The 21,831-nt window shown below is 46.2% G+C and carries 16 protein-coding genes and 8 pseudogenes; 7 read left to right on the plus strand and 17 right to left on the minus strand.

Annotated features, from left to right (window positions below; translation table 11 throughout):
* Window positions 1–97: 97 nt before the first annotated feature.
* Window positions 98–493, minus strand: a pseudogene (locus ACVA54_RS11460) (LysR substrate-binding domain-containing protein); the annotation flags it as partial.
* Between the two features lie 187 nt (window positions 494–680).
* Between ACVA54_RS11460 and lldD the strand changes: the two are divergent.
* Window positions 681–1,820, plus strand: coding sequence for an FMN-dependent L-lactate dehydrogenase LldD (gene lldD, locus ACVA54_RS11465; RefSeq protein WP_099078211.1), 1,140 nt, complete (start codon window positions 681–683; stop codon window positions 1,818–1,820).
* A 73-nt stretch (window positions 1,821–1,893) separates the two neighbouring features.
* Here lldD and ACVA54_RS11470 read toward each other — a convergent pair whose 3' ends face one another.
* On the minus strand, window positions 1,894–2,241 hold the full coding sequence (locus tag ACVA54_RS11470; protein WP_099078212.1) for a transcriptional regulator: 348 nt from the start codon (window positions 2,239–2,241) through the stop codon (window positions 1,894–1,896).
* A 240-nt stretch (window positions 2,242–2,481) separates the two neighbouring features.
* Here ACVA54_RS11470 and ACVA54_RS11475 point away from each other — a divergent pair.
* Window positions 2,482–2,771, plus strand: a pseudogene (locus ACVA54_RS11475) (mechanosensitive ion channel family protein); the annotation flags it as partial.
* Between the two features lie 272 nt (window positions 2,772–3,043).
* Here the strand turns inward: ACVA54_RS11475 and tdh are convergent.
* From tdh to ACVA54_RS11500, 5 genes and pseudogenes are all read right to left on the minus strand, one after another.
* Window positions 3,044–3,201 (minus strand): annotated as a pseudogene (gene tdh / locus ACVA54_RS11480) (L-threonine 3-dehydrogenase); the annotation flags it as partial.
* Between the two features lie 150 nt (window positions 3,202–3,351).
* Window positions 3,352–3,480 (minus strand): annotated as a pseudogene (locus ACVA54_RS11485) (HNH endonuclease domain-containing protein); the annotation flags it as partial.
* A gap of 41 nt (window positions 3,481–3,521) precedes the next feature.
* Window positions 3,522–5,759: a thiamine pyrophosphate-dependent enzyme gene (locus ACVA54_RS11490; protein WP_446580347.1), complete on the minus strand. Its 2,238-nt coding sequence runs from the start codon at window positions 5,757–5,759 to the stop codon at window positions 3,522–3,524.
* A gap of 50 nt (window positions 5,760–5,809) precedes the next feature.
* On the minus strand, window positions 5,810–6,013 hold the full coding sequence (locus ACVA54_RS11495; protein ID WP_446619999.1) for a hypothetical protein: 204 nt from the start codon (window positions 6,011–6,013) through the stop codon (window positions 5,810–5,812).
* A 21-nt stretch (window positions 6,014–6,034) separates the two neighbouring features.
* Window positions 6,035–6,427 (minus strand): annotated as a pseudogene (locus ACVA54_RS11500) (ISAs1 family transposase); the annotation flags it as partial.
* A gap of 268 nt (window positions 6,428–6,695) precedes the next feature.
* Between ACVA54_RS11500 and ACVA54_RS11505 the strand changes: the two are divergent.
* Together ACVA54_RS11505 and ACVA54_RS11510 are read left to right on the plus strand one after the other, a co-directional pair.
* Entirely contained in the window at window positions 6,696–7,169 is a 474-nt protein-coding gene (locus ACVA54_RS11505) for a hypothetical protein (protein WP_446649610.1), read from the plus strand.
* The gene (locus ACVA54_RS11510; protein WP_446649611.1) at window positions 7,112–7,795 is read left to right on the plus strand and encodes a hypothetical protein; all 684 of its coding nucleotides are present in this window, start codon (window positions 7,112–7,114) and stop codon (window positions 7,793–7,795) included. The genes ACVA54_RS11505 and ACVA54_RS11510 overlap by 58 nt, the downstream gene beginning before the upstream one ends.
* Window positions 7,796–7,800: 5 nt before the next feature.
* On the opposite strand, the gene ACVA54_RS11515 is transcribed toward ACVA54_RS11510, so the two are convergent.
* Window positions 7,801–8,748 (minus strand): IS1595 family transposase, encoded by a 948-nt coding sequence (locus tag ACVA54_RS11515; RefSeq protein ID WP_446617798.1) that lies wholly within the window; start codon window positions 8,746–8,748, stop codon window positions 7,801–7,803.
* Between the two features lie 93 nt (window positions 8,749–8,841).
* On the opposite strand from ACVA54_RS11515, the pseudogene ACVA54_RS11520 reads away from it, so the two are divergent.
* Both ACVA54_RS11520 and ACVA54_RS11525 read left to right on the plus strand, forming a co-directional pair.
* Window positions 8,842–9,686: pseudogene (locus ACVA54_RS11520) on the plus strand (IS5 family transposase).
* A 56-nt stretch (window positions 9,687–9,742) separates the two neighbouring features.
* Window positions 9,743–10,345, plus strand: a pseudogene (locus ACVA54_RS11525) (transposase); the annotation flags it as partial.
* Window positions 10,346–10,528: 183 nt separating this feature from the next.
* Here the strand turns inward: ACVA54_RS11525 and ACVA54_RS11530 are convergent.
* The 5 genes and pseudogenes from ACVA54_RS11530 to ACVA54_RS11550 all read right to left on the minus strand — a co-directional run bounded on the left by ACVA54_RS11530 (window position 10,529) and on the right by ACVA54_RS11550 (window position 17,279).
* Window positions 10,529–11,611, minus strand: a complete 1,083-nt coding sequence (locus ACVA54_RS11530; protein ID WP_446649612.1) for a glycerol dehydrogenase — start codon at window positions 11,609–11,611, stop codon at window positions 10,529–10,531.
* Window positions 11,612–11,712: 101 nt separating this feature from the next.
* Window positions 11,713–13,335, minus strand: coding sequence for a dihydroxyacetone kinase subunit DhaK (locus ACVA54_RS11535; protein ID WP_446649613.1), 1,623 nt, complete (start codon window positions 13,333–13,335; stop codon window positions 11,713–11,715).
* 118 nt (window positions 13,336–13,453) lie between these two features.
* The gene (locus tag ACVA54_RS11540) at window positions 13,454–15,460 is read right to left on the minus strand and encodes an alpha-glucosidase (RefSeq protein ID WP_446649614.1); all 2,007 of its coding nucleotides are present in this window, start codon (window positions 15,458–15,460) and stop codon (window positions 13,454–13,456) included.
* Between the two features lie 186 nt (window positions 15,461–15,646).
* Window positions 15,647–16,696, minus strand: a complete 1,050-nt coding sequence (locus ACVA54_RS11545; RefSeq protein ID WP_446649615.1) for a TRAP transporter substrate-binding protein — start codon at window positions 16,694–16,696, stop codon at window positions 15,647–15,649.
* A gap of 77 nt (window positions 16,697–16,773) precedes the next feature.
* Window positions 16,774–17,279 (minus strand): annotated as a pseudogene (locus tag ACVA54_RS11550) (YgjV family protein).
* Window positions 17,280–17,465: 186 nt separating this feature from the next.
* Between ACVA54_RS11550 and ACVA54_RS11555 the strand changes: the two are divergent.
* Entirely contained in the window at window positions 17,466–18,329 is an 864-nt protein-coding gene (locus ACVA54_RS11555) for a LysR family transcriptional regulator (protein ID WP_446649616.1), read from the plus strand.
* 250 nt (window positions 18,330–18,579) lie between these two features.
* Here ACVA54_RS11555 and ACVA54_RS11560 read toward each other — a convergent pair whose 3' ends face one another.
* From ACVA54_RS11560 to ACVA54_RS11575, 4 genes are all read right to left on the minus strand, one after another.
* Window positions 18,580–18,756, minus strand: a complete 177-nt coding sequence (locus ACVA54_RS11560; RefSeq protein WP_446649617.1) for a carbohydrate porin — start codon at window positions 18,754–18,756, stop codon at window positions 18,580–18,582.
* Window positions 18,753–19,484: a carbohydrate porin gene (locus tag ACVA54_RS11565; protein WP_446649618.1), complete on the minus strand. Its 732-nt coding sequence runs from the start codon at window positions 19,482–19,484 to the stop codon at window positions 18,753–18,755. Before ACVA54_RS11565 ends, ACVA54_RS11560 begins: the two co-directional genes overlap by 4 nt.
* 34 nt (window positions 19,485–19,518) lie before the next feature.
* A complete protein-coding gene (locus ACVA54_RS11570) occupies window positions 19,519–19,965 on the minus strand; it encodes a carbohydrate porin (RefSeq protein WP_446649619.1) in 447 nt (148 codons plus the stop codon).
* Window positions 19,966–20,506: 541 nt separating this feature from the next.
* Complete coding sequence (locus ACVA54_RS11575; RefSeq protein WP_446649620.1) at window positions 20,507–21,757, minus strand: AGE family epimerase/isomerase; 1,251 nt, start codon at window positions 21,755–21,757, stop codon at window positions 20,507–20,509.
* Window positions 21,758–21,831: the final 74 nt, after the last annotated feature.

Consider the following 21,831-nt stretch of genomic DNA (forward strand, 5'->3'; position numbering starts at 1 on the left):
TTAGTTTTTATTGAGATGTATTCTCAATATCTACCATAAGGTGTAGGCATCTAATTTCAACCAAAACATTGATACATTTATTGAATTTATGAAGCGTCTAGAAATAATGTGCTATCGCGAGGTAGCGTTCGCGCATGTGCTCTATCAACAATTTTACTTTGTTTGGTGACTGACGAGTAAAAGGGGAAACCGCATAAACACCAAGCTTCTTACCAACCAAATCCGGAAAGATGTCCACCAACTGACCGCTGTGAATATCATGATAATCCAGGCAACGTGGCACATAAGCGATACCATGCCCGTCCAATGCGGCTTTTCTTAATGCCGTTTCGTTGTCTGTTAAGAAGTAACCCGATACTTCCACGATATAATCCCCTTCTTGTTCCTTAAACTGCCAATCCGTTGCTCCTGTGGTTTGATAGGCATATTGCAGGCAATTATGACTGGTGAGGTCGATAGGAACGATAGGCTTGCCGTTTTTTGTGATGTAGGAACAAAGGATTTCATTATTTCCCTATATTAATAAAAAGCAAAGAGGTAAATTCACATTAATTTAACAAAGCATCACATAAAAATCGTTTTCTGTTGCGCGTAAACCTTGAGCAAGAACGCTATGCATAGCGAGCATCTACCTCTTGCGAAGTAGGCAACGATAGAACCATTGCTAGGACTATCCCATTATGATTATCTCTGCTTCTACTGATTACCGTGCAGCCGCAAAAGCCAAGCTGCCTCCTTTTCTCTTTCATTATATTGATGGGGGCTCGTACGATGAACGAACACTAAAGCGCAATACCGATGACTTAGGTGATGTCGCACTGCGCCAACGGGTACTGCGTGACATGAGCGACCTAAGCCTAGAGACGACTATCTTTGGAGAAAAACTGGCGATGCCGATCGCCCTCGCTCCAGTGGGCCTAACGGGTATGTACGCTCGACGCGGTGAAGTACAAGCGGCGCAAGCAGCCGAAAAAAAAGGGATTCCATTTACTATGTCTACCGTCTCGGTTTGTCCTATCGAAGAAGTTGCGCCAGCAATTCAACGCCCAATGTGGTTCCAGCTTTATGTGCTTAAAGACCGTGGCTTTATGAAAAATGCCCTTGAACGTGCCAAAACGGCAGGCGTTACAACATTGGTATTTACCGTAGATATGCCCGTACCAGGAGCTCGTTACCGTGACATGCACTCGGGTATGAGCGGCCCCAATGCCGCTATTCGTCGTGTATTCCAAGCAATGCGTCATCCTAGTTGGGCACTTGATGTTGGCTTATTAGGTAAACCTCACGACTTGGGCAACATTTCCACGTACCGTGGTGAGCCGACCAAGCTGGGTGATTACATCGGTTGGTTAGGCGCGAATTTTGATCCTTCAATCTCATGGAAAGATCTAGAGTGGATACGAGACTTTTGGGATGGCCCGATGATCATCAAAGGCATTCTTGATGAAGAAGACGCAAAAGACGCGGTTCGATTCGGTGCTGATGGCATTGTGGTTTCTAACCATGGCGGTCGCCAACTTGATGGCGTGCTCTCAACAACAAAAGCGCTACCCAGTATTGCTAATGCAGTGAAAGGGGATCTCAAGATCTTCGTCGACTCGGGCATTCGAACGGGCTTGGATGTGGTTCGAATGTTAGCACTCGGTGCAGATTGCACGCTACTTGGCCGTTCATTCGTGTACGCGCTGGCTGCTCAAGGGGCGGAAGGCGTAGAAAATTTGCTCGATCTGTACAACAAAGAGATGCGCGTAGCAATGACACTTACGGGCGCGAAGAGCATTGGTGATCTGTCACAAAACTCCTTGGTAAGGATGCCATAACCAGCATAACTGACTTAAACATAAGGCGCCGAATACCATTCGTACTTGGCGCTCGGATTTGCTCTAAACTGGATCAGCCAATTTTGTGTTCATACTCAATAACGACTTGGCTGCCTTCAATGAATACATTGCGTATGTCCCCATCGACTGTCACTCGGTTTTGTAAATAAACCGAACCTGAAGTGGAAAATTCACGCTCAGTGAAAGACGGAATAACCTGATTTGGACGCACATGCAGTTGTTCACAAAGCTGATTAACAAAACTTAGCGTTAGTGGCGTATTTCCACGTAATAAGGCGGTAAATTCGTGCAATCCCAAACCCATACGTTTCGCCATCTCCATTTGAGTCATATGCATTTTTGCTTTTTGTGACATCCAAATGTCATAGAGCGCGTTTCTATCTAGCTCTGTAAATTCCATGATCCATCTCCCCTATTCAAAGTGGCCCTACGGTCTCATATTTGAGTGTGATAAATGTTAGGGATGAGTCAGAGAATAAACAATTCATCCATTGAATCTCTTGACAGTCATCTCGCCCAAAAAAACGTCGATGGCTACCTAAACACTTTCATTGAGCCCGCTAGAACAATGATTCCACTAGGGTAAAGACGCAGACTTTGTTACCTTTTAGCCATTGCTATTTAGAAAGAAACAACACCTATGTCACCTTGGCTTACTGAACTACAAAACGATATCATGGTCCACCATCAAGAATGGATCAGCAGTGTATTATTCATCACTATTGCAAGCTTTTTCACGTGGATTGCATGGCGGGTATTACACTCTCGCTAATCTATTCTTGTAGAGAAAATCCCTTTCCATTGGGTTGATTTGCTTTTAGAAGCATTAACCCCCCCATCAGCACGCTAATTTGGTGCTGGCCTGCAACCGTCTCGTTGGGCATCGTTTTGCACAGCGAACTAGGCAATCAATTCAACTGGCTAAGCACGAGTCAGAACGTGCGTGGAGAGAGCTTGAGAAAGCAAAAGAGAGCTGAACACTATAAGTAAACTTTGAGGATGGACAATAAACCCAAACTTTTCATCAAGTGATACAAAAGTACCTCATACTGTATGAGGCACTTTTTATTACTATTTCGCTGTCTAAGGGACAAAAATAGGACATTTTAGGGCGTTAAATAGGGCTATTTTTGCCATTCACATGTTCGGATAACCAGTGCTTGGGTAACAGCAACAAGCCTATCTAACCTTGTGCTACCCGACTCCCAATCAAGGATAACTTTGCCAGATTAGATTGCCCGCTACGCATAACGTCGAAGCCTTCTTGGAAGTCATCAATCTTGTAGTGGTGCGTGATGATTGGCGCTAGATCGAGGCCTGATGGGATCAGTGAAGCCATCTTGTACCAAGTTTCGAATATGTTAGGGATAACAGTCTAAATACCTTTAATTATCAAAAATTTACAATAATCCATGGGACAGATTTGGGGCAAATCAATGCGCTTTTGTATTTTTGATATAAGAAAAGGGAAAGCTGCTACGTATTATAGCAACCTTTCCCTTCTCCGACATTACCACTCCGACACTAAAAGTCGGCTTTTGATACCTCTGACTTGCAACCCCATTGCTTCAAACACTTCTTCAAAATCGCTGCACTGAGTTGATATATTAGGCAATGAAAGCATTGCCTCTGTGAAGAACCGCTCTTGGTTGTGTGTTCTGTTCTCGCTTTATCGATAGGTCAAATCAGTTCTGCATCGGTTTTGATTTCTACCAGTGCGGGACCATCGAAGGCAAGGGCTTTTCGGATCGCTTCATCCAGTTGGTCTTTCGTGTCGACGCGGATGCCAAGCCCGCCGCAGGAATTAGCGAATTCGGCAAAATCCGGATTGTGCAGGGATGTCTGCCAAACCTGCCAGTTGCCCGCACGCTGTTCCTTGGAAATCTTACCCAGTTCGCTGTTGTTGAGCAGGATATGGGTCAGGTTCATGCCGTATTTGACGGCGGTGGTAAACTCCGCCAGATACTGGCCGAAGCCGCCGTCTCCACTGATTGAGATCACCGGCCTTCCCTTGTGCGCCTCGACCGTCTGGGTGGCGGCCCAGGCACCCATGGCAGCGGGGAAACCGAAGCCGATAGAACCCAAGTAGCCGGACATCAGCACTGTCTGATTGGTACATTCGAAATAGCGGCCAAAAGAGTAGGTGTTGTTGCCCACGTCTACCGCGATGACGGCATCCTCCGGGCAGGCCGCTGAGAGTGCGTCAAAGACGGTGGCGGAATTGAGCCCGTGGTCGTTATTGCGAGCCGCGCGGCGCGTTTTTTCCTCACGCCATGCGTCCCAGCGCCCAGCCACTTCGGCTCGCTGGTCGACGGTCGAATGCATTGCCGGCAGGTCGTTCAGCAGGCGCCGGGCCGTGACGCCGACCTCGCCCCAGACCGGCACATCGACGGGGTGGAACTTACCCAAAGCCATTTGTTCGAAATCGACTTGGATAATGGGTTTGTGTTCGGTGATCCCGGTGTGATTGGCAAATGACGCACCGAACACGATCAGGAGATCGGCTTCGTTCATGCAGCCGCTGGCGATAGGGGTGCCGCTGCGGCCAAGTACCCCTGCGGCCAATGGATGTCGGTCACTGACCTGACCCTTGGCCTTGAAGGTGGTCAGAACGGGGGCACTGAGTCGCTCCGCCAGCGCGAGTACGTCCGCCATGGCCTCCCTTGCACCGTAGCCAACGATGATAGCCGGACGCTGTGATGCCGCAATTTTCTCTAGCGCCATGCCTAGCGAGTCGTTGGCCGGTGAAATTTGCTGCGCTGCCAGGCGTCCATCGGGCGATGAACTCTGCGCATCGTCCGCCGCCGCAAAGACCTGGACCTCGTCTGGGAAGATCAAGTGCGCCACATCCCGTTCGACGATGGCATGCTTGAGCGCCAACGTCATCAGTTCCGCGTGTCGGCTGCCCGGCAGCACAGTCTGACTGAAGCGGCTGACCGCCTGAAAGGCCGAGGCCAGATCGATTTCCTGGAAAGCGCCCGGGCCGAACACCTGGGTGTTGACCTGACCGGTCAACGCGAGTACGGGTGCGCGATCGACCTTGGCATCCCACAGGCCGGTCATCAAATTGGTCGCGCCGGGACCGGCGATCGACAGGCAGGCGGCAGGTTTTCCGGATAGCTTGGCGAAGCCTGAGCAGGCAAAAGACGCGGCGCCCTCGTGGCGAATACCAATGTAGGTGAGATTCCCAGCATCTTCCTGTTCGCGAATCGCGTCCGCCAAGCCCAGATTGGAATGCCCTACCATGCCGAAGACATGAGTGACACCCCAGTTCACCATGGTTTCCACCATGACGTCGGAGATGGTGCGGGTACGTTCCCGATGCTCCTTGACCTGGACATAGACTCCGTCATCGCGCACTTCGACTGGGTAGGTATCCACTCCATCCCCGAATCCACCGGGGGATTTACCGCTCAACGGATGGAAGTCCCAGCCATGCCAGGGGCAGCGCAGCCAGCATTCGCCGCTCTCGTCGCATTCGATGCCGCCCTCGCCGAGTGGGCCACCCTGGTGGGGACAAGCATTGTCCAGTGCCCCGTACTGGCTCTGATGGAAGGTCAGGGCGATGGTTTTCGAGCCGGCCTGTACCGAACGGACCTCGTCATCCTTGAGCTCATCCAGCCCGGCCACTTTGTACCAAATCGTATCGAGTCCCTGGTCGGCGTCGAGTTCCTCCTGGGTAATGGCGTTATGGCTGCCGTCACAGAAGGGGGGATTGGCCGAGCGTTTGCATTGACACAGAAATGCCTTGCCATCCTGCTGTGCGGTGAACGCCTGTGGCTCGAATCCACTGCCTGCATGAGAACCGTCACAGAAGGGCTGGTTGGATGAAAGACCACAGGTGCACCAGTAATATTTTTTATCTTTCTCTAGCTCAACGGCGATGGGTTTAGTGTCAGCGATTTTCGGTTTGTTCATGATGTATCTTCCCCTCCCGGTTTTCGGGACAGCAGTTGCACAACTGCGCCTTACTCATTACGAAATTGGCCTTCGCGGATGTCACGGACAGTCTCTTCGATTTGCACGATGTCGAGCCCGGTCAATTCATGTTGCAGGCTGGTGCTATCCATCATCATATCGATGTTGGGCGGTCCGCCGGTCTTGTATTCGAGTTGTCGCGGCGTGTAGGCTTCTAGCAGCATATTATAGACAGTATACAAAAGAAGCTTCATTTGGCGAATATTGTCCCAAGGCTAGCGCATTTCAATCGCAGATTCTAAAAGCACTGAGCGGTATTCATCGTTCATGGCTGCGTTCTTTTTCTTCCGTGCCATACTTATCTTCTTCGTCGTATCGAACTTAAATAAGTTGAGAGCGATCTTCCTTAGCGCATTGAAAGCAAAGGCTCCATTTCCTTTCCGAATGCGGCACTCATCTTCTCTGAAAGTCATATCTAGCATCCAATGCATACTCTCTACTTGCCAGTGTCCTCGGACGGCTTTAAGTACTTGCTCTGCATCGAAATCCAATGAACTCGTATACCAACGAGTCTCTTTGCTCACCTTTCCTGTCATTGAATGTTCAACCTCAGAAGTGACTTTAATAATGCTTCTTAGACCACCCCATTGATATGGTTTACACATCCACCATTAATCTCCTTTCAAGAACAAAACGACTAAAGTGTTGTTAAGCTGATTAATGTGCTATTTAAGGCTGCATAATGAAAAATATTGATGAATTTCCAACTCTACTAATTGAGCAACGAAAGAAGCTTAAGTTAGAGCAAAAAGATACCTGATTACGTATATCTTTCAGCTAAATTGAAATGTCACTTTGTTGTGCTTTCTTGCTACCTATTTATAATGACTTACATGAACAAAGGCTGTTCATCACTCACTCAAGGAATCAACTCACATGTCAATCAGCAAAGTTAAAAATTTGTTCTCTCGCTCCCAGTTCCCGCTCCATTACGGCTGGTTGGAATTGGTAGAAAAGAGCATTGATGCTTCCAGTGATCAAGAGTGCCTAATAAATGAGATTAATGACATATCCAAACTGATGGGCGATGAGTACACCGAGGCTTTGATGTTGCTTCTTGATTCCCAACCTGAATCACCTTATTCATTACCTTTGAAGTTAATGCCTTTAAAACTTTCAGCTAAAAAGAGGATAGCGACTAACGGTGGTGAGTTCGCAGGTGATTGTGAAATGATTAAATCCCTGCTCTCAAAGCATGTCTCTATCGGAAGCAAAACTCCCGCTGAACAACGAAATGAGCAACGCCAGATTCAAGAGCAAAAGCTGCAAGCAAGGCGTGAAGCATCAGAAAGATGTTTAAGGAACGAAAAGCTCAATATGAGAGGGACTATATTGATTTTCCATCGATAGACGTAGTTAAGATACTAAGAAGATCCAAAGCAGCAAAAATCCTCGTAGCATTGACCAAAGGACAAACAATTTCTAAGAGCGATTACTTATGGTTAATCAACAAAGGTTTTGAAAATCAATATGTAAGTGGGCTGTACTACCTGAATCGAGCTGAACTAGCAAAGCGCAAATGGGAAGATACGAAGAAACCTTGGAATCTAGTGAATGCTATTGCTGATTACCGAAAGGCTGGGAAGTCTCAAATTGCGGCAGATCTGGTTAATAAAAATTTCCCATTCAAATTCGCAAATGGCAACAAGAGCCTGAAATCGGCACTCTTAACCACAAGTGGCGGGGTAAAGCGTGATCTAAACATGCTTGATAAGGCGATCCAATTTGGTACTCAAGCTCATGAACTTACTAAACAAGACTACCGCCCATGCACTCTAATTGGCGCATGTAAGATGATCTTGGGAGATGTGACTCAAGGGCATGAGTGGTATCAGAAAGCAATTAAACGTGGGTTTAATGAAGATAGCTTTGAGCAAGAGATCCGATCAATCTACAATCGTGCCAGTCGCAAAGATAAAGCAAAAATCAAACAGACTTTAATCGCTGATGGATGGGTATATCAGTGGCTCAAATAGGTCACTTAATGGGACTCTGCTAATTTTAGTAACCGATATGGCATAGGAGGCGTTGTCATTGACGAGCCAAGTAGCTCATCTAGCACTTCTTCGAGTCTAAATCGGTAGTTAAATCGAAAACAAAACTCACCGAGATATCGAGGTAGATGCTTTTTGCTGATAGCGTGGTAAGTACCTCTCAATGAGTTCTTGACGTTACCTATCATCGTATCAACCCAATGAAAGTATTTATCTTGAATTTCATCAAGATCAGGTGCGCCATCTTTAACAACCCGATCATGGTGTACGTTCGCATTGGACAGAGCTTCAAAGCACGAAAGTCCATCTGATATAGCGAGAGTGGACGGCACCAAGTGCTTCTTAGCCCACTTCTCAACTTCATCTTTACGAAAGCCCTTAACGACAGTCATTCGCATGTAAACAGGGTTGTAATCCTCGTTCAAAGCTACAGCGGCAATGAAAGGAACTTTGTTTACAGATCCTCTCCCACGTTTGCCCTTTGTTTTACCGCCCCAATATGCATCATCGAGTTGCACTATGTAATCGAGTTGTCTTTTATCATCACTCTCTTTCATCGCTTGCATGAGCTTATGCTTCATGCGCCATGCAGTGTTATATGAGACTTCAATTAGTCTTGATAGCTCTAGTGCTGATATGCCGTTTTTAACTTGAGTCAACAGGAAGATGGCGAGAAACCACTTAGTCAGTGGCAGCTTGGTGTTATCTAGGATAGTTCCTGCGGTGAGCGAGGTTTGTTGGTGGCAGGTGTTGCATTGATATAACGAATGTCGCTTTAGCTTGCAGTATTCTTTACCGCCACAGCTAGGACAGATAAACCCATTACCCCACCTAAGATTAAAAAGTCTTTCATAGCACTGAGTTTCCGTCCCATAAAGGCTATTGAAACGGATCAATGATACACCTTTTTGAAATTGGATCTCATTTCTAGCCATAAACACCTCTCAAACCAATGATCCAAGTATAGTGTTGGCTAGAAAATGATCTAGCTGAAACTTATGCGTAATTATGTAACTTTATGTAGCCTCATGCCAAGACCTCGTTACAAAACAACCAACTGGAAGCAAAACAAACAAGGCAAGCGTGGTAGACCTCGCCGATTCAGCGACTTAGCCATTACGACCGCACTGATGGTAAAACGAGTTTTCTCTATGCCATTGAGAGCAGTGCAAGGTTTTCTAGACTCAGTATTTAAACTGGCTAATATCCCGCTTGTTAGTCCGCATTACACCTGTATAAGCCGTCGAGCTAAGGAGGTTTTGGTTTCATTTAAAACCAAAACCAGAGGTGCGATACAACATCTGGCCATTGATGCCACTGGTCTCAAGGTTTATGGCGAAGGTGAATGGAAGGTCAAAAAGCATGGTACTGATGGGAAGCGTAGAGTTTGGCGTAAGCTGCATATCGCTGTAGATACTAGCACCCACGAAATAGTCGCAGCAGAGTTGAGCTTATCTAACGTAACCGATGCCGAAGTTCTTCCTAACTTACTTAAGCAGACACGTCGCAAAATCATTGAGATATCAGGCGATGGAGCTTATGACACAAGGAATTGTCATGATGCAATACGGATCAAGCGAGCGGTTCCGCTCATTCCACCAAGAGAAGGAGCTGCCTTTTGGGAGCAAGGACATCCTCGTAACTTAGCAGTAGGCTGTCAAAAGCTCTACGGCTCCAACAAGAAGTGAAAAAGCGGTATGGCTATCATAAGCGCTCGCTATCAGAGACTGCAATGTATCGGGTGAAACAGTTGCTAGGTGGAAAATTAAGCCTAAGAAATTACAACGCTCAGGTTGGCGAGACCTACGCAATGATCAAAGCGCTGAACAAACTTACAGGGCTAGGTATGCCCAAAACTCAGTGCGTTGTTTGATAATCACCCAATTTTAGACATCTTCGCTTTCCACTGGAATTACGCAACAAAGCCCATTCCAATTGAACCCGATAGCCGTTGGACTGGATGCGGGCTACTTTACTGCTCCAGTGGCGGAGTCACTTGAACGTCGAGGTATTCTTGGCGTGTTTGGTTATCGACGCCCATCGAGAACGAAAAATGCGTTCAAAAAGAAACACTTTACTTACGACGCGCAAAGAGACAGCTGCCAATGCCCGAATGGTCAGGAGTTGCTTTATAAAACCACATCACGCGATGCCTACCGAGAATACCACTCAGACCCGAAAGAGTGTGCGTTCTGTCCAATGAGGGATGACTGCACTCAAAGCAAAAACATGAAGAAAGTGATTACTCGGCATATCTATAGCGATGCAGTAGAGAGAGCAAATCAAATGCGGCTCTCTTCCTATGGCAAGAAGACTTATCGACGTCGAAGTGAAACAGTAGAACGGAGCTTTGCAGACGCCAAGCAACATCATGGTCATCGTTATGCTCGCTTCCGAGGTCTAGCTAATGTGCAAATGCAGTGTTGGTTGGCAACGGCAGCCCAAAACATCAAGAAGATAGCGTTGGTGGTGAGCTATCTACGAAAAATGGGCTTAAATATGGCAGATACTTGCTTCTGTATGCCTATGTAATGAATGGAAACTTCTGCGCACGATATAACAAAAAAATATCGCGATCGCGACCTAAGGTCGCTTCCAAAAAAGAACCCCGCTTTTTAAGCAGGGTTCGTCATCAATCTGAAACGGCTTCCTCAGAAGCCGTTTGCACTCAGAAAAAACTTTATCTACAGAGACAATACCCTGTAGAACGAAGGTTTATAGACCTAGCTTATGCGCGGTCAGAATCGCTGCGTAAACAGACTTCGCTGTTACTGGGAATGGCATGTTATGGATAGTTTCACCTTCTGCACATGATGCCTCAGCCACTTCCATCAATTTCTCATGATTAAGTTCTTTCACGCCCATTTGGTGCAGGTTGGTTGGCAAACCTACAGAGCGGCAGAAGTTTAGTACTTCTTCGATTTCCGCTTGCGCTGCGTTCTCTAGCACCAGTTGAGTCAGTGTACCAAACGCTACTTTTTCACCGTGTAGTAGGTGATGACACTCTTCGAGCTTAGTTAGACCATTGTGGATCGCGTGTGCAGCCGCAAGACCTGAACTTTCAAAACCGATACCCGATAGGTAAGTATTCGCTTCAATGATGTTCTCAACCGCTTTAGTTGATACGCCATTTTCAACCGCTGCTTTTGCTTTCACGCCGTCAGCGATTAGCGTTTCGTAACATAGCTTAGCCAATGCTTGAGCTGAACGCGTTGGCGCGCCACCTGCCATGGTTGCTTTACCTGAAAGACCGTTAGCGCGAGCTTCAAAGTAAGTTGACAGTGCATCACCCATACCAGCCACAAGTGTACGTACTGGTGCAGCTGCGATGATACCCGTATCCATGATCACCATGTTCGGGTTTTGTGGGAACAGTAGGTACTCGCTGAACTCGCCTTCTGGCGTGTAGATTACTGCTAGCGCAGATGTTGGTGCATCTGTTGAAGCGATAGTCGGTACGATTACCACTGGCACTTTTGCGTAGTACGCCACAGCTTTTGCTGTGTCTAGCGTTTTACCGCCACCGAAGCCGATGATCACATCATTACCTTGCTCATTGCGTACTTCGATTAAACGGTCAATCTCAACGCGGCTACATTCGCCGCCGAAAGTGTTGAAGTTAACTTCTAGACCTTCACCAACAATGCTGGTTTCAGCGCGATCACGTACAAGACCCATTACGAAATCATCCGCGATTGCGAGTGGTTTTTTACCAAATACCGATACGTATTTACCGATATTGTCTAGTGAACCTTCGCCTTGAATGTATTTGCTAGGTGAGATGATGATGTTATCCATGATGGGATCCTTTTAATTTATTCTGTTTCTCGTCACTAGTGCGACGTTATTGGAGATATTGGAGGGACACACAATAGTGCCCCTCTGAAATGGCTTATCAATTAGAACTGGCTGAATACAGTTTCTACTGCGAATGCGCCTGGATCTTTCGTACCGTTTAAGCTGTCGCTGTTTAGGTAAGAAGAACGGCCCGCTTTCGCGCTAGTCATTGTTACGGTTGCTTCTGCACCCGCTTTTGCTGCTGCGATTGCGGCTACAAAGCCTTCTTGAGCCCATGCTTCTAGCGCTGGGTGTAGTGCGTCAATCATCGTACGGTCACCTGGTTTCGCGCCGCCGTAAGCCATCATTTGACCAAGACCCGCTTGCAGTGCTTGCGGTAGAGAGCCATTTTGCTCAAAGTCGCGACCTGCTGCAGTAAACATGATTGAAAGCAGTACGCCTGAAGAGCCACCCATGACTGACGTTAGGCAGTCAGCGATAGTTGTCATCAACTTAGCCTTGTCTTGTAATGGCAAGTTGTTTGCTTCTAGCTGAGCCAGAACCTTGTGTGCACCCGCAGCAAATGTTGAACCGGTGTCGCCATCACCTACGATTGAATCTAGGTGGTTTAGCTCACCTTCAATATCAATGATTGCCTGACACACTTTAGTTAGCACTAACGCAGTTTCTTCATCGTGTGAAGGCGTAAATGCTTTCTTCGCGATTTGGTTTTCGCACTTAGTCACCGGCACTTCACGACGCGCTACCGCGCCTGGCCAAGCTGCTGTTTCAACAGGAGAAACCAATGCGTTAGCAATTTCATCGGTTAGTTGAATAGTCGAAATAGAGAAACCTTTCATATCGATCGCAGTCATCAGTGCGCCGCTTACGATGAACTTGGTGTTTTTACCCAGTTCTGATTCCATCACTTCTTTAGCCACAATGTTCATCTCAATTGGAGATAGACCACCTAGGTTATTAAGCAGAATCGCATTGTCTGTGGTTGGTTTCACTTCTAGTAGCTTGCTGACCATAGTGGAAACAAGATCTTTTGCTTTTGGTAGGTCGATGGTTTCGATACCCGCTTCACCGTGGATGCCTAGACCTAACTCCGCTTTACCTTGCGCGATACGGTCGTTGCTTTCACCCGGTAGTGAACAACTCGTTAGTGCCACACCGATAGACGCTGTTTTTTGGTGTGCATCAAGAGCCGCTTGTTTCACTTCTTCCAACGTGCCGCCGTTTTCAGCCACATAACCAGCTACTTTTTGTACAAATAGCGTACCTGCGATACCGCGAGGCTGAGGGTTACCTGGGATAGAGATATCATCACCGACAACGATAAGGTCAACCTTGCGACCCATCTCTTTCGCTTTTTCCACCGCTAGACCGAAGTTCAGACGGTCGCCAGTGTAGTTTTTGATGATCACTAAACAGCCAGCATCGCCCGTTACGTGCAAAATAGCGTTAAGCACTGAATCCACGCTAGGTGCTGCAAACAGGTCACCACATACCGCAGCAGTTAGCATACCTTTACCAACGAAGCCTGCGTGTGCTGGCTCGTGACCAGAGCCACCACCACAAATTAGCGCCACTTTCTCTTTGTTCCAGTCATTGCGCGCAACGACTTTGATGTCATTTTCAAAGTCTAGAAAAGTTAAGTTTTCAAGCGTAGAGGTGTAAAGAGTGCCTTGGATTGAGTCCATTACGAACGACTCTTTATTATTTAGAATTAAGTCAGCCATAGTTATTCCAGAAATTTTTGTTCAAACGAGTTTGGGGAGAGCCCAGTCAAGATGAGGGCGCCACTTATTATTTTTTGGTTTGGAAATGTGGCTCAGGAATACCCTGAGCCAGCATTAATTAGAATTGCTTGATTGCCGCTAGCAGCTCAGCATCTTGCGCTTGCTTGCGGAAAAATACTGGTGGTTGACCGATAGGTGCATCAACCTTGATCCAACCGCCTGTGAACGTTTCACCAGTCCATACATGAACCCACTCATCTTCTGGTAGGTAAAGCTCTTTCACTGTTTCGCCTTGGTTGTAAACCGGTGCAACCATCAAATCGCGACCAAATAGGTATTGGTATTGAATTTGGTACGCTTCTGAGTCTTGCTCGTAGTGCATAAACAGTGGGCGCTGTACTGGCATACCTTTGGTTGCGTTCTCTTCAACTGCAGCTTTGATGTACGGCTTAAGATGCTTGTAAATCTTAGTCATACGCGCTAGGTGCGCTAGTGTCTCTGCGTCAGTATCGAATTGGTGGTTGTCACCAGGGCGGTTGCCTTCATGGCTACGCATGATTGGTGTAAACGCCGCCATTTCAGCCCAACGTTGGAATAGCTCTTTAGAACGAGTGTTACCGTGTAATGTAGTGTAGCCGCCGATATCGCTGTGGCTGATACCGTTACCCATTAGACCCGCTGATAGTGCCGCTGGAATAACCGATGCAAGACCGTCATCTTTTTCCCAGATCACTGATTGGTCACCAGCCCAAAGCGCATGACAGTAGCCTTGAATGCCTGTGCCACCAGCGCGCATGAAGAACAGGATATCGTCTGTTTTGCCTGCTTCTTCAATCGCTTCATGCTGCACTTTCGCCCAGCGGTACGGCCATTTGTTATGCTCAATTTCAGCACTTACACCGTTGTATAGTGAACAGTCTGTTGGTAGGTATTCACCAAAGTCACCCATCCAGCCATCAAGACCGAAATCGATCATATTTTGCTTGATAACGCCTTTGTACCATTCACATGCTTCAGGGTTGGTAAAGTCAACCACACCACAGTCAAACTCACCAAAGTCGACAACGTATTTTGAACCGTCTTCTTTGGTTGCTAAGTAGCCTTTTTCAAACGCTTCGTTGTATAGCGGGAAATCTTTCAATACGTAAGGGTTGATGTAACCTAGGAAGCGAACGCCCTGCTCTTTTAGCTCGTGAATCTTAGTGTCTAGACCTGGGTAAAGATCCGCGTTCCACTGCCAATCCCACTGTAGGCGCTTACCAAATGAGGTCATCTTGATGCCTTGCCAGTCTTGACACCATGCACCTGAAACTTCAACACCCGCAGCTTTAGCTGCTTCAACTTTCTCGATAGTGATATCAGTACCGCCTTGAATACCTAAGATCACACCGTTGTAAACCCACTCAGGCAATGCTGGTTGACGACCAAATACGCCAGTAATGTTAGTCATTAGCTCTGGGAATGACTCTTCAGCATCAAACAGTATATATTCTGGAATGTTCCAACATTGCAGTTCGTGGTACTCAGCGTGAGTAAAGTCGAAATCTGCATAAGCACGCGTCTCTAAGTGGCAGAAGTACTTCTTATCAGATACGAATGTTGGTTGTGGGTAGTTTGTGGTGTAGTAGTCGCCGCCCGCTTTGTCTTTAACGTCCGCTTGCCAAGTCGTGTAAGTGTTTTTATTACGACCAACACCCGGCTCAGAGCTCCATAGAGGGAAGTTTTTGCCACGTAGGTTTAAGTAGCTTAACTGCTCACCACAGCCGTACACTGACTCGGACTCAGTTGCCGATACACGTGCCCAAAAACGGTTGTATTTTTCATCAAGCGCTGTGAATTCAACTTTAAGACGCGACTCAGCCGTTTCATACATGCGCGCTTCAAGTACCGCTTCACCATCTAGGCTAAAGGTAACCACAACATCATCTGAGTTTTCTGTGATCGCGAATTTCTTCAGCGGTAAACGCTCTGTCACATAGTCAGAAATATCAAAGTTACCGCGGTACATATCAAAAGTGCCTTGGCCAATACCTAGGTACAAAGCAGGGCTAACTTGTGAATGTTCAAATACAGTTCTGTTTTTGTGGCTAATAGTAAAGCCTGATGGAGTTTGGGTAAGTTTCATTCGAACAGCTTCCGAAATAGAGATAAAATTTAGGCGCAACTTGGGTGTTCACCCGAGGAAAAAGCCTTAGGTGTACTGCGCCTAGCTAGCGTATATATTAAATTTGTTACTCTTAACGAATTGACGCTGCAATAAGATTGCTGGTGAACACCGCTGCAGCATCAATCGAGTTAGATAAGGGGCAGATTACTTAAATTGGATGTCGTAATCTGCTTGGATCTTCGCTTCACAAGTTTTGATTTCGTTCTCAAAACGTTGTAGCCATTTCTCACCTTCAGCGCCGGTTGCTTTCAAGAATTCTTCTTTAACGGGTGCCGAAACCGTAATAAATGCTTGTTTTTCAGCTTCTGTTGGGCTGTAAACTTTACCGCCAGCTTTCTTGAATTCTTCATAAGCTGCGTATTCGCGGTGTTTAGGGTATGAACGTAGGTATTGGTTTTGCGCCGCGATACCATCGATTACCACTTGTTTTAGCTCATCTGGGAACGACTTAAATTTCATGTCGTTGAATACCCAAGCGCCGCCCATGTAGCCGTGACCGTCAAGGATCATGTAACCGATACTTTCATGGAACTTGTTCATGATGATATCTACGATACCGTTCTTAGTACCGTCAACCATGCCTGTAGAAAGCGCGGTGTATACTTCTGGCCACGCGATTGGTGTTGGTGCGCCGCCAAGTGCTTTCACAAGGTCTTGCTGAGTTTTTGCCGGTACGGTACGCAGTTTTAGACCTTGTACATCACCCGGTGTTTTTACTTCTTTCTTAGTAGTTGCGATGTTACGCCAACCACCAGAGTTTGATACGGCCATTAGACGCACGTTTGGCGCACGTTGCATTAGCTCTTTACGCACGTCAGCAATAAGTTGTTCGTTGTCGTACACACACTCTGCTACGCGGTCATTTGGCAGTAGGTATGGAAGGTCGAATGCACCAACTGGCTGCCAGAAACTGCCTAGCTCAGGAATCGTGGTTTGGAAGTAATCGAACATACCCGCTTGTACCCCAGCGATACACTCTTTTGCGTTAGCACACAGCTGACCTGCAGGGTAGATATCAACTTGAATTTGACCGTTAGAGCGAGACTCTACAAAGTTCTTCAATACAAGTAGCGATTGGTGGTTGTAGCTATCTGCTGTGGTTACGTGTGGAATCGTTAGTTTGTAGTCCGCAGCATTTGCAGCACCAGCCGCAAGAAGAGATGCAGTGGCAAGGCCCAGTAGTATTTTCTTCATGTTGTTTCCTTAATCATTATTGGTGCGGCTCTTTTATTAGGGTTATTAGGGCAAAGAGCCGTGGTACTAATTGAAAATTAATTTGTCTGAATTTGTATTTTTTGTTGTTTTTTTAACCTAAAAATGGTAATTGAGAGCATAGTGGCGTTAAACATATCGTTAAGTAAGCCGCCATAAGATCCAACCAAGACCGCATTGGCCATCCAAGTTAAGGTGCAAATCAGGAAGGCAATTCGCATTCGCATGCCTTCGGCAATAAATAGCGCGTAGCAACTAATGATTGATGCAATCGCCGGTAACACATCACGTGGCTCAGAGTAGAAGTAAACACTCATCGCTATCTGCACCGCTAGGAACAAGTAAAAGACTTTAAGTCCTTTATATTTCACTGAAACTAGCGCGCGGAACGAACCAATAAGTTCAACCCCGCCACGACAGCACCAAGCAAGGTATAGTGAATTGAGAACGTCAAACAAGAGAGGCAGATGATCGCTCGCATGCGATTGTCGTTAGTTGTCGATGATGCGAATAGGTTTAAACCTAATGCCACAAATCCCAATGCTTGAACCAGTGTCTCATTCATCTAATTTTCTACGCTCAACTTTTGTTTTCAATTTCGCTCAATACAATGTTTGGCAAAACAAAATCTATATAAAGTTCAGGAACTTATAACTGCAACGGTTTGTCGTTTTTCTTACATGAATTTACTATAAATTACATATTTGATTAGTTATAATGAATAAAATTCAGCTTTCGATTCCAAACCAGAATGGATATAGATTTACTTCGCACTTTTTGCCAACTTGCCGATGACAAGAACTTCCGTGTTGCCTCGCAACACCTCTATATCACTCAATCCGCGCTGACTAAGAAGATTCAGCGCATCGAAGAGCAGCTAAATGTTTCATTATTTGATCGCGGTCGACATGGGGCAGAATTAACCCCAATGGGTAAGGTTTTACTACCGGAGGCAAAGCGGGTTCTTAAAGGCTTTGAATCATTTCAACGCTTAGCCACCTTCGTTGCAGAAGGTACCTCTGGTCATCTTAATATCGGCTTCGGTATCTCTTCTTTCCATGAAGCACCCAACTATATTGCTAAATTCAAGCAAGATTGCCCCAATGTTCACGTCACGCTTAACGACTACCCTTCGCACCAACTGGTTGAAGAGCTGCAATTAGGTAACCTGCAACTGGGTTTTGACCGTTTGCCTGTCGACGCGCCACTTAAGGCGATCCCGCTATACTCGGACCGACTTGCCATCGCGATTCATAATCAAGAGAAGTTAAACTTTGATAATCTGTGGGGCTCGCTCAGTCACTACAACTATCTTGGTTTGAGTCGTGACAAAAATCCGACTCTAAATAAACACATCACCAACTATTTGTGGGAAGCAAAGCAGCGCCCTGCGGTGTTTGAAGAAGCCAACGACATTGTTACTGCTTTAGCACTGGTCTCTGCCCGTTTGGGTTACACCATCATTCCTGCAAGCGTAGCGCGGATCAGTCAACCACAAATTCGTTTTATCCCACTGACCGGAAAACACGCCGAGTGGGATGTGGGCTTGTTATGGAATGCTGATATCGCCGATCCTGTACGGACCGCATTTATTCAAAAAGTCGTGAATAAATAACCTCAACTCAGGATACTCTAAGCCATTCAGAGCCGAATTTTTAGAGATATGCTTTCTGCTATTGGGGTAACTCACAGCTAGCAAGACATTATCTTTGAGGGGGTGTTTCATTTCGAAATTCATCGAAATGGTAGAGCAAGTAGCAAAAGAGACGCATAGCTGGTTCAGTCATCAGACCCTGTTTGCCACAAAGTCTAATGACCGAACCAGCTTTTGTGTTCTTTCTACCCTTATACTGAGTCCGAATTAGTTAAAACCAGATTTCAGCTTGGGCACCAAAAGTGAAGCTATCATCATCATTTTGGTTATAACCATCTAGGCCAGATGCGTTGTAATCTCCGGTGTATTTTGCATATGTGGCATAGAAGCGAATTTCAGGGCGGCTAAAGAAAGTTTTTTGGAGTTTTAACGTCGGAGCAATGGTCAATGTCGCACCCCTCCTTCTTCCTGTTCGGATTTACTTGCATAACTACTGCCATTGTAACCAGCTTCGAATTGCAATGCTAAATTGTCGCTGAAGTAGTAGGCAGAACGGCCACCGATCGTCCACCATTGATTTTCACTACCATCGAAATCTACGTCGTTTTTCTGTTGAAACAACGCAATTGTGTTGATGTCCCAATTGCCAATGGTCGCTAATCCATCAATAAATACACGGTAATTTTGGCCACCATCGTTAGATTGGTTAGTATCGCCATGACGTCCCAAGAAGGCAGCCGAGGTTCCCGTGGCATATTGTGCACCGTATTTGTCTCGCCCATTCGTCAACCCGAAGTAAGATGGTTGAGTATAGTTCACCATAAGATGTGCACCTGTGGTCGCGGTTTCACCAATGTAAGTACCTTCAACACCATTGATTTTTCTTGTTACTGAATAGCGACTATCACTGCTGTTGCTCTGGATGCTAGCAGTCAACCACCAAGCGCCTGAGCGATACTCCATGCCGAGTGTATGAGTTCTTGGTCTCGCGTCATCTTCGTAAGTGACTTCGGTGCCATTTTCGTCAGTGTAAGTTTTATCACCGTCGCTGTCATGAGAAGTCATAAACAAATCCAGCTTAGCATCATCGATGGCAATGCCTTTTACGCCAATACCTGGCGAACGAATTTCATAGTATTTGCGGTCAAGAATATGGATATCATCAGACCAGTTCACTCGTCCTGCCCAAAACAGAGCATCAGGAGAAAAGTCAAGCCCCCCCCATTTCGACGTAGCCTTTGTCCATAAATATGGTTTTGTCTTGTGTATCGAATACCCAACGCCTTGCATCGCGGTCTTCATACACTAAACCAAAATAGGCCTTCGCCCAAGCTCCTGAGTCAGTATTAAATTTGCGACTAAATGCGGTAGCAGCATAATTGCTCTCTCCGCCACCAAGACGATAAAAACCTCCAGCATTCGGAGCTTGGATGGTCGAATTACCCGAGCCTGAGCCATTTTCGTTGGAGGTAAAGCCCGCTCGGAAGTAGCCATTCCACTGCACAGCTTCATCTTTCTGTTTCGCTAATTGAGTTTTTAGTTCCTCGATAGCTAGTGCATTTTTTTGACTTTGATCATCTGCGTTTACATAGCCAGAATACGCTGATAAGCCAATAAAAACAGAAAGAGTAATACTTGAATAGTTCATATTTTTCATGTCAATTGTCCCGATAATATGTTTCACGAAATTATTATTATTTTTCGCCCATAGTCAGAAACTTGAGGCGTAAAAAACCGGCCTACACGATATGCAAACCTTGCTAATTGATGGTTCCATGATCGGATCGCCGCCTGAAATAATGCGCTATCAAATAGACAGAGCATGTGATAACCAACTGATTTCAAGCTGCCAGATTCAGAGCGTTGTGACGGACTAAAATTCAAGGAAAACAACAAAGCGGAATAGCCCGTTTTTCAAGTTAATATCCATTCAACAAAGAACGCGCCTCACTGAGAGCGATCCCAAAGGACACGGTTTGCGAATAGTGTGGACCTTGGCTTGCGTACTTCTTTAACCATTGTCGTTTAAGTATCACTTAATCTTTAAATTGTTACCTCGCTTTCAAACCAAGCCATTGTCGATGCTCATCCTTTTAACGCAGTAACCCGAGAAAGAGGAGCACGAATACAAAAAGTTCGCACCGTTCAAAATACGATCATTGAAAACGGTGCGACTCTATTACTTTATATCGGTAAGATTACTTCAGATTCACGTCTAGTAGACCTAAAGCAAGTGCAGGCGCTAAGCCTGGGGTGAGTGGCAAGCGAGGAATCACTAAACAGTGCATTAGGTGATAAATGTCTTGTTTACCATCCCATACTACGCTTGTACCCGCTTGATTGTTTACATCAAGTTCTTGCCACCATGAACAACCTTCGTAGTCGATTAGGTAAGTACGGCAGTAATCCCACCATATACGGTACCAATCTTCGTATTTTTTCTCTCCTGTTACTGCGTATAGAGCGTAAGCAGTACCGATCGCTTCTACTGGAGCCCAACGGATACGCTCACGAACAACAGGTTGACCTTCCCAGTCTACTGAGTAAACAAAGCCTGGTGCGCCATCTACATGCCATGCGTCGCGTACTGTTGCGTCAAATAGACCAATTGCGTCTTCGAGTAGCCATGCTGGGCACTCTGCGCCAATTTCTAGCAGCGTTGCACGTAGGTGACAGATTAGACGCCCCCACTCAATCCAGTGACCAGGAGTACCGCCGTATGCACGGAAGTGGCTCGCTGGTGTTTCTTTGTTGTAGTCTGGTAGTGGGTTCCAATTTGAATCAAAGTGCTCGTTTACACGGTAGCTTAGGCTCTTCGCAGTCTTGTTGATCATGAATTCAGTGATGTTTAGAGCGCGATCTAGCCATTTCTTATCTTTAGTTACATCGTAAACGATTAGGAATGCTTCAACCGAGTGCATTGCCATGTTACCGCCACGGTAATCTTCCGTTTCAGTCCACGCTTGATCCCATGACTCGTAACACATCTGCTTCTCTTCAACCCAGAAGTTTTTTTCGTACACGGTAATCGCTTCATCAAGTAGAGCGTGTGCACGTGGATGACCCGTTGTAACCGCACTTGCCGCACCTAGTAGTACGAAAGCGTGTTGGTAACCTTGCTTAGAAGAGTCAACAATGCCTTCACCAGAGTTGTCGATCGTTGCGAACCAGCCACCGTGAGTGTGGTCTTTTAGTGGACCTTCAAGTGCAGCAATACCGTGTTCAACTAAATCGTAAGCACCTGGGCGGCCCATGTGTGCTGCTAGTGCGTAACAGTGAAGCATGCGTGCAGTGATCCATAGGCGCGTGCCCATCTCCTCACGAATGTTACCGTTGTTACCCACCCAACCAAATCCGTTAGGAACCACTGAACGACGGCCGAATTCAAAGATACGATCTGTTTCAGTATCAAGCCAAGAGGTGTGAGATTTGGTGTTAATCCACTTCATATTTGTTTCCTATTATTTCTTATATCTATTTAATTTGGGTATTTAACTTAAGCGGCGATTTGCTTGTTTTGAGT

Source organism: Vibrio sp. PNB23_22_6 (assembly GCF_052877535.1).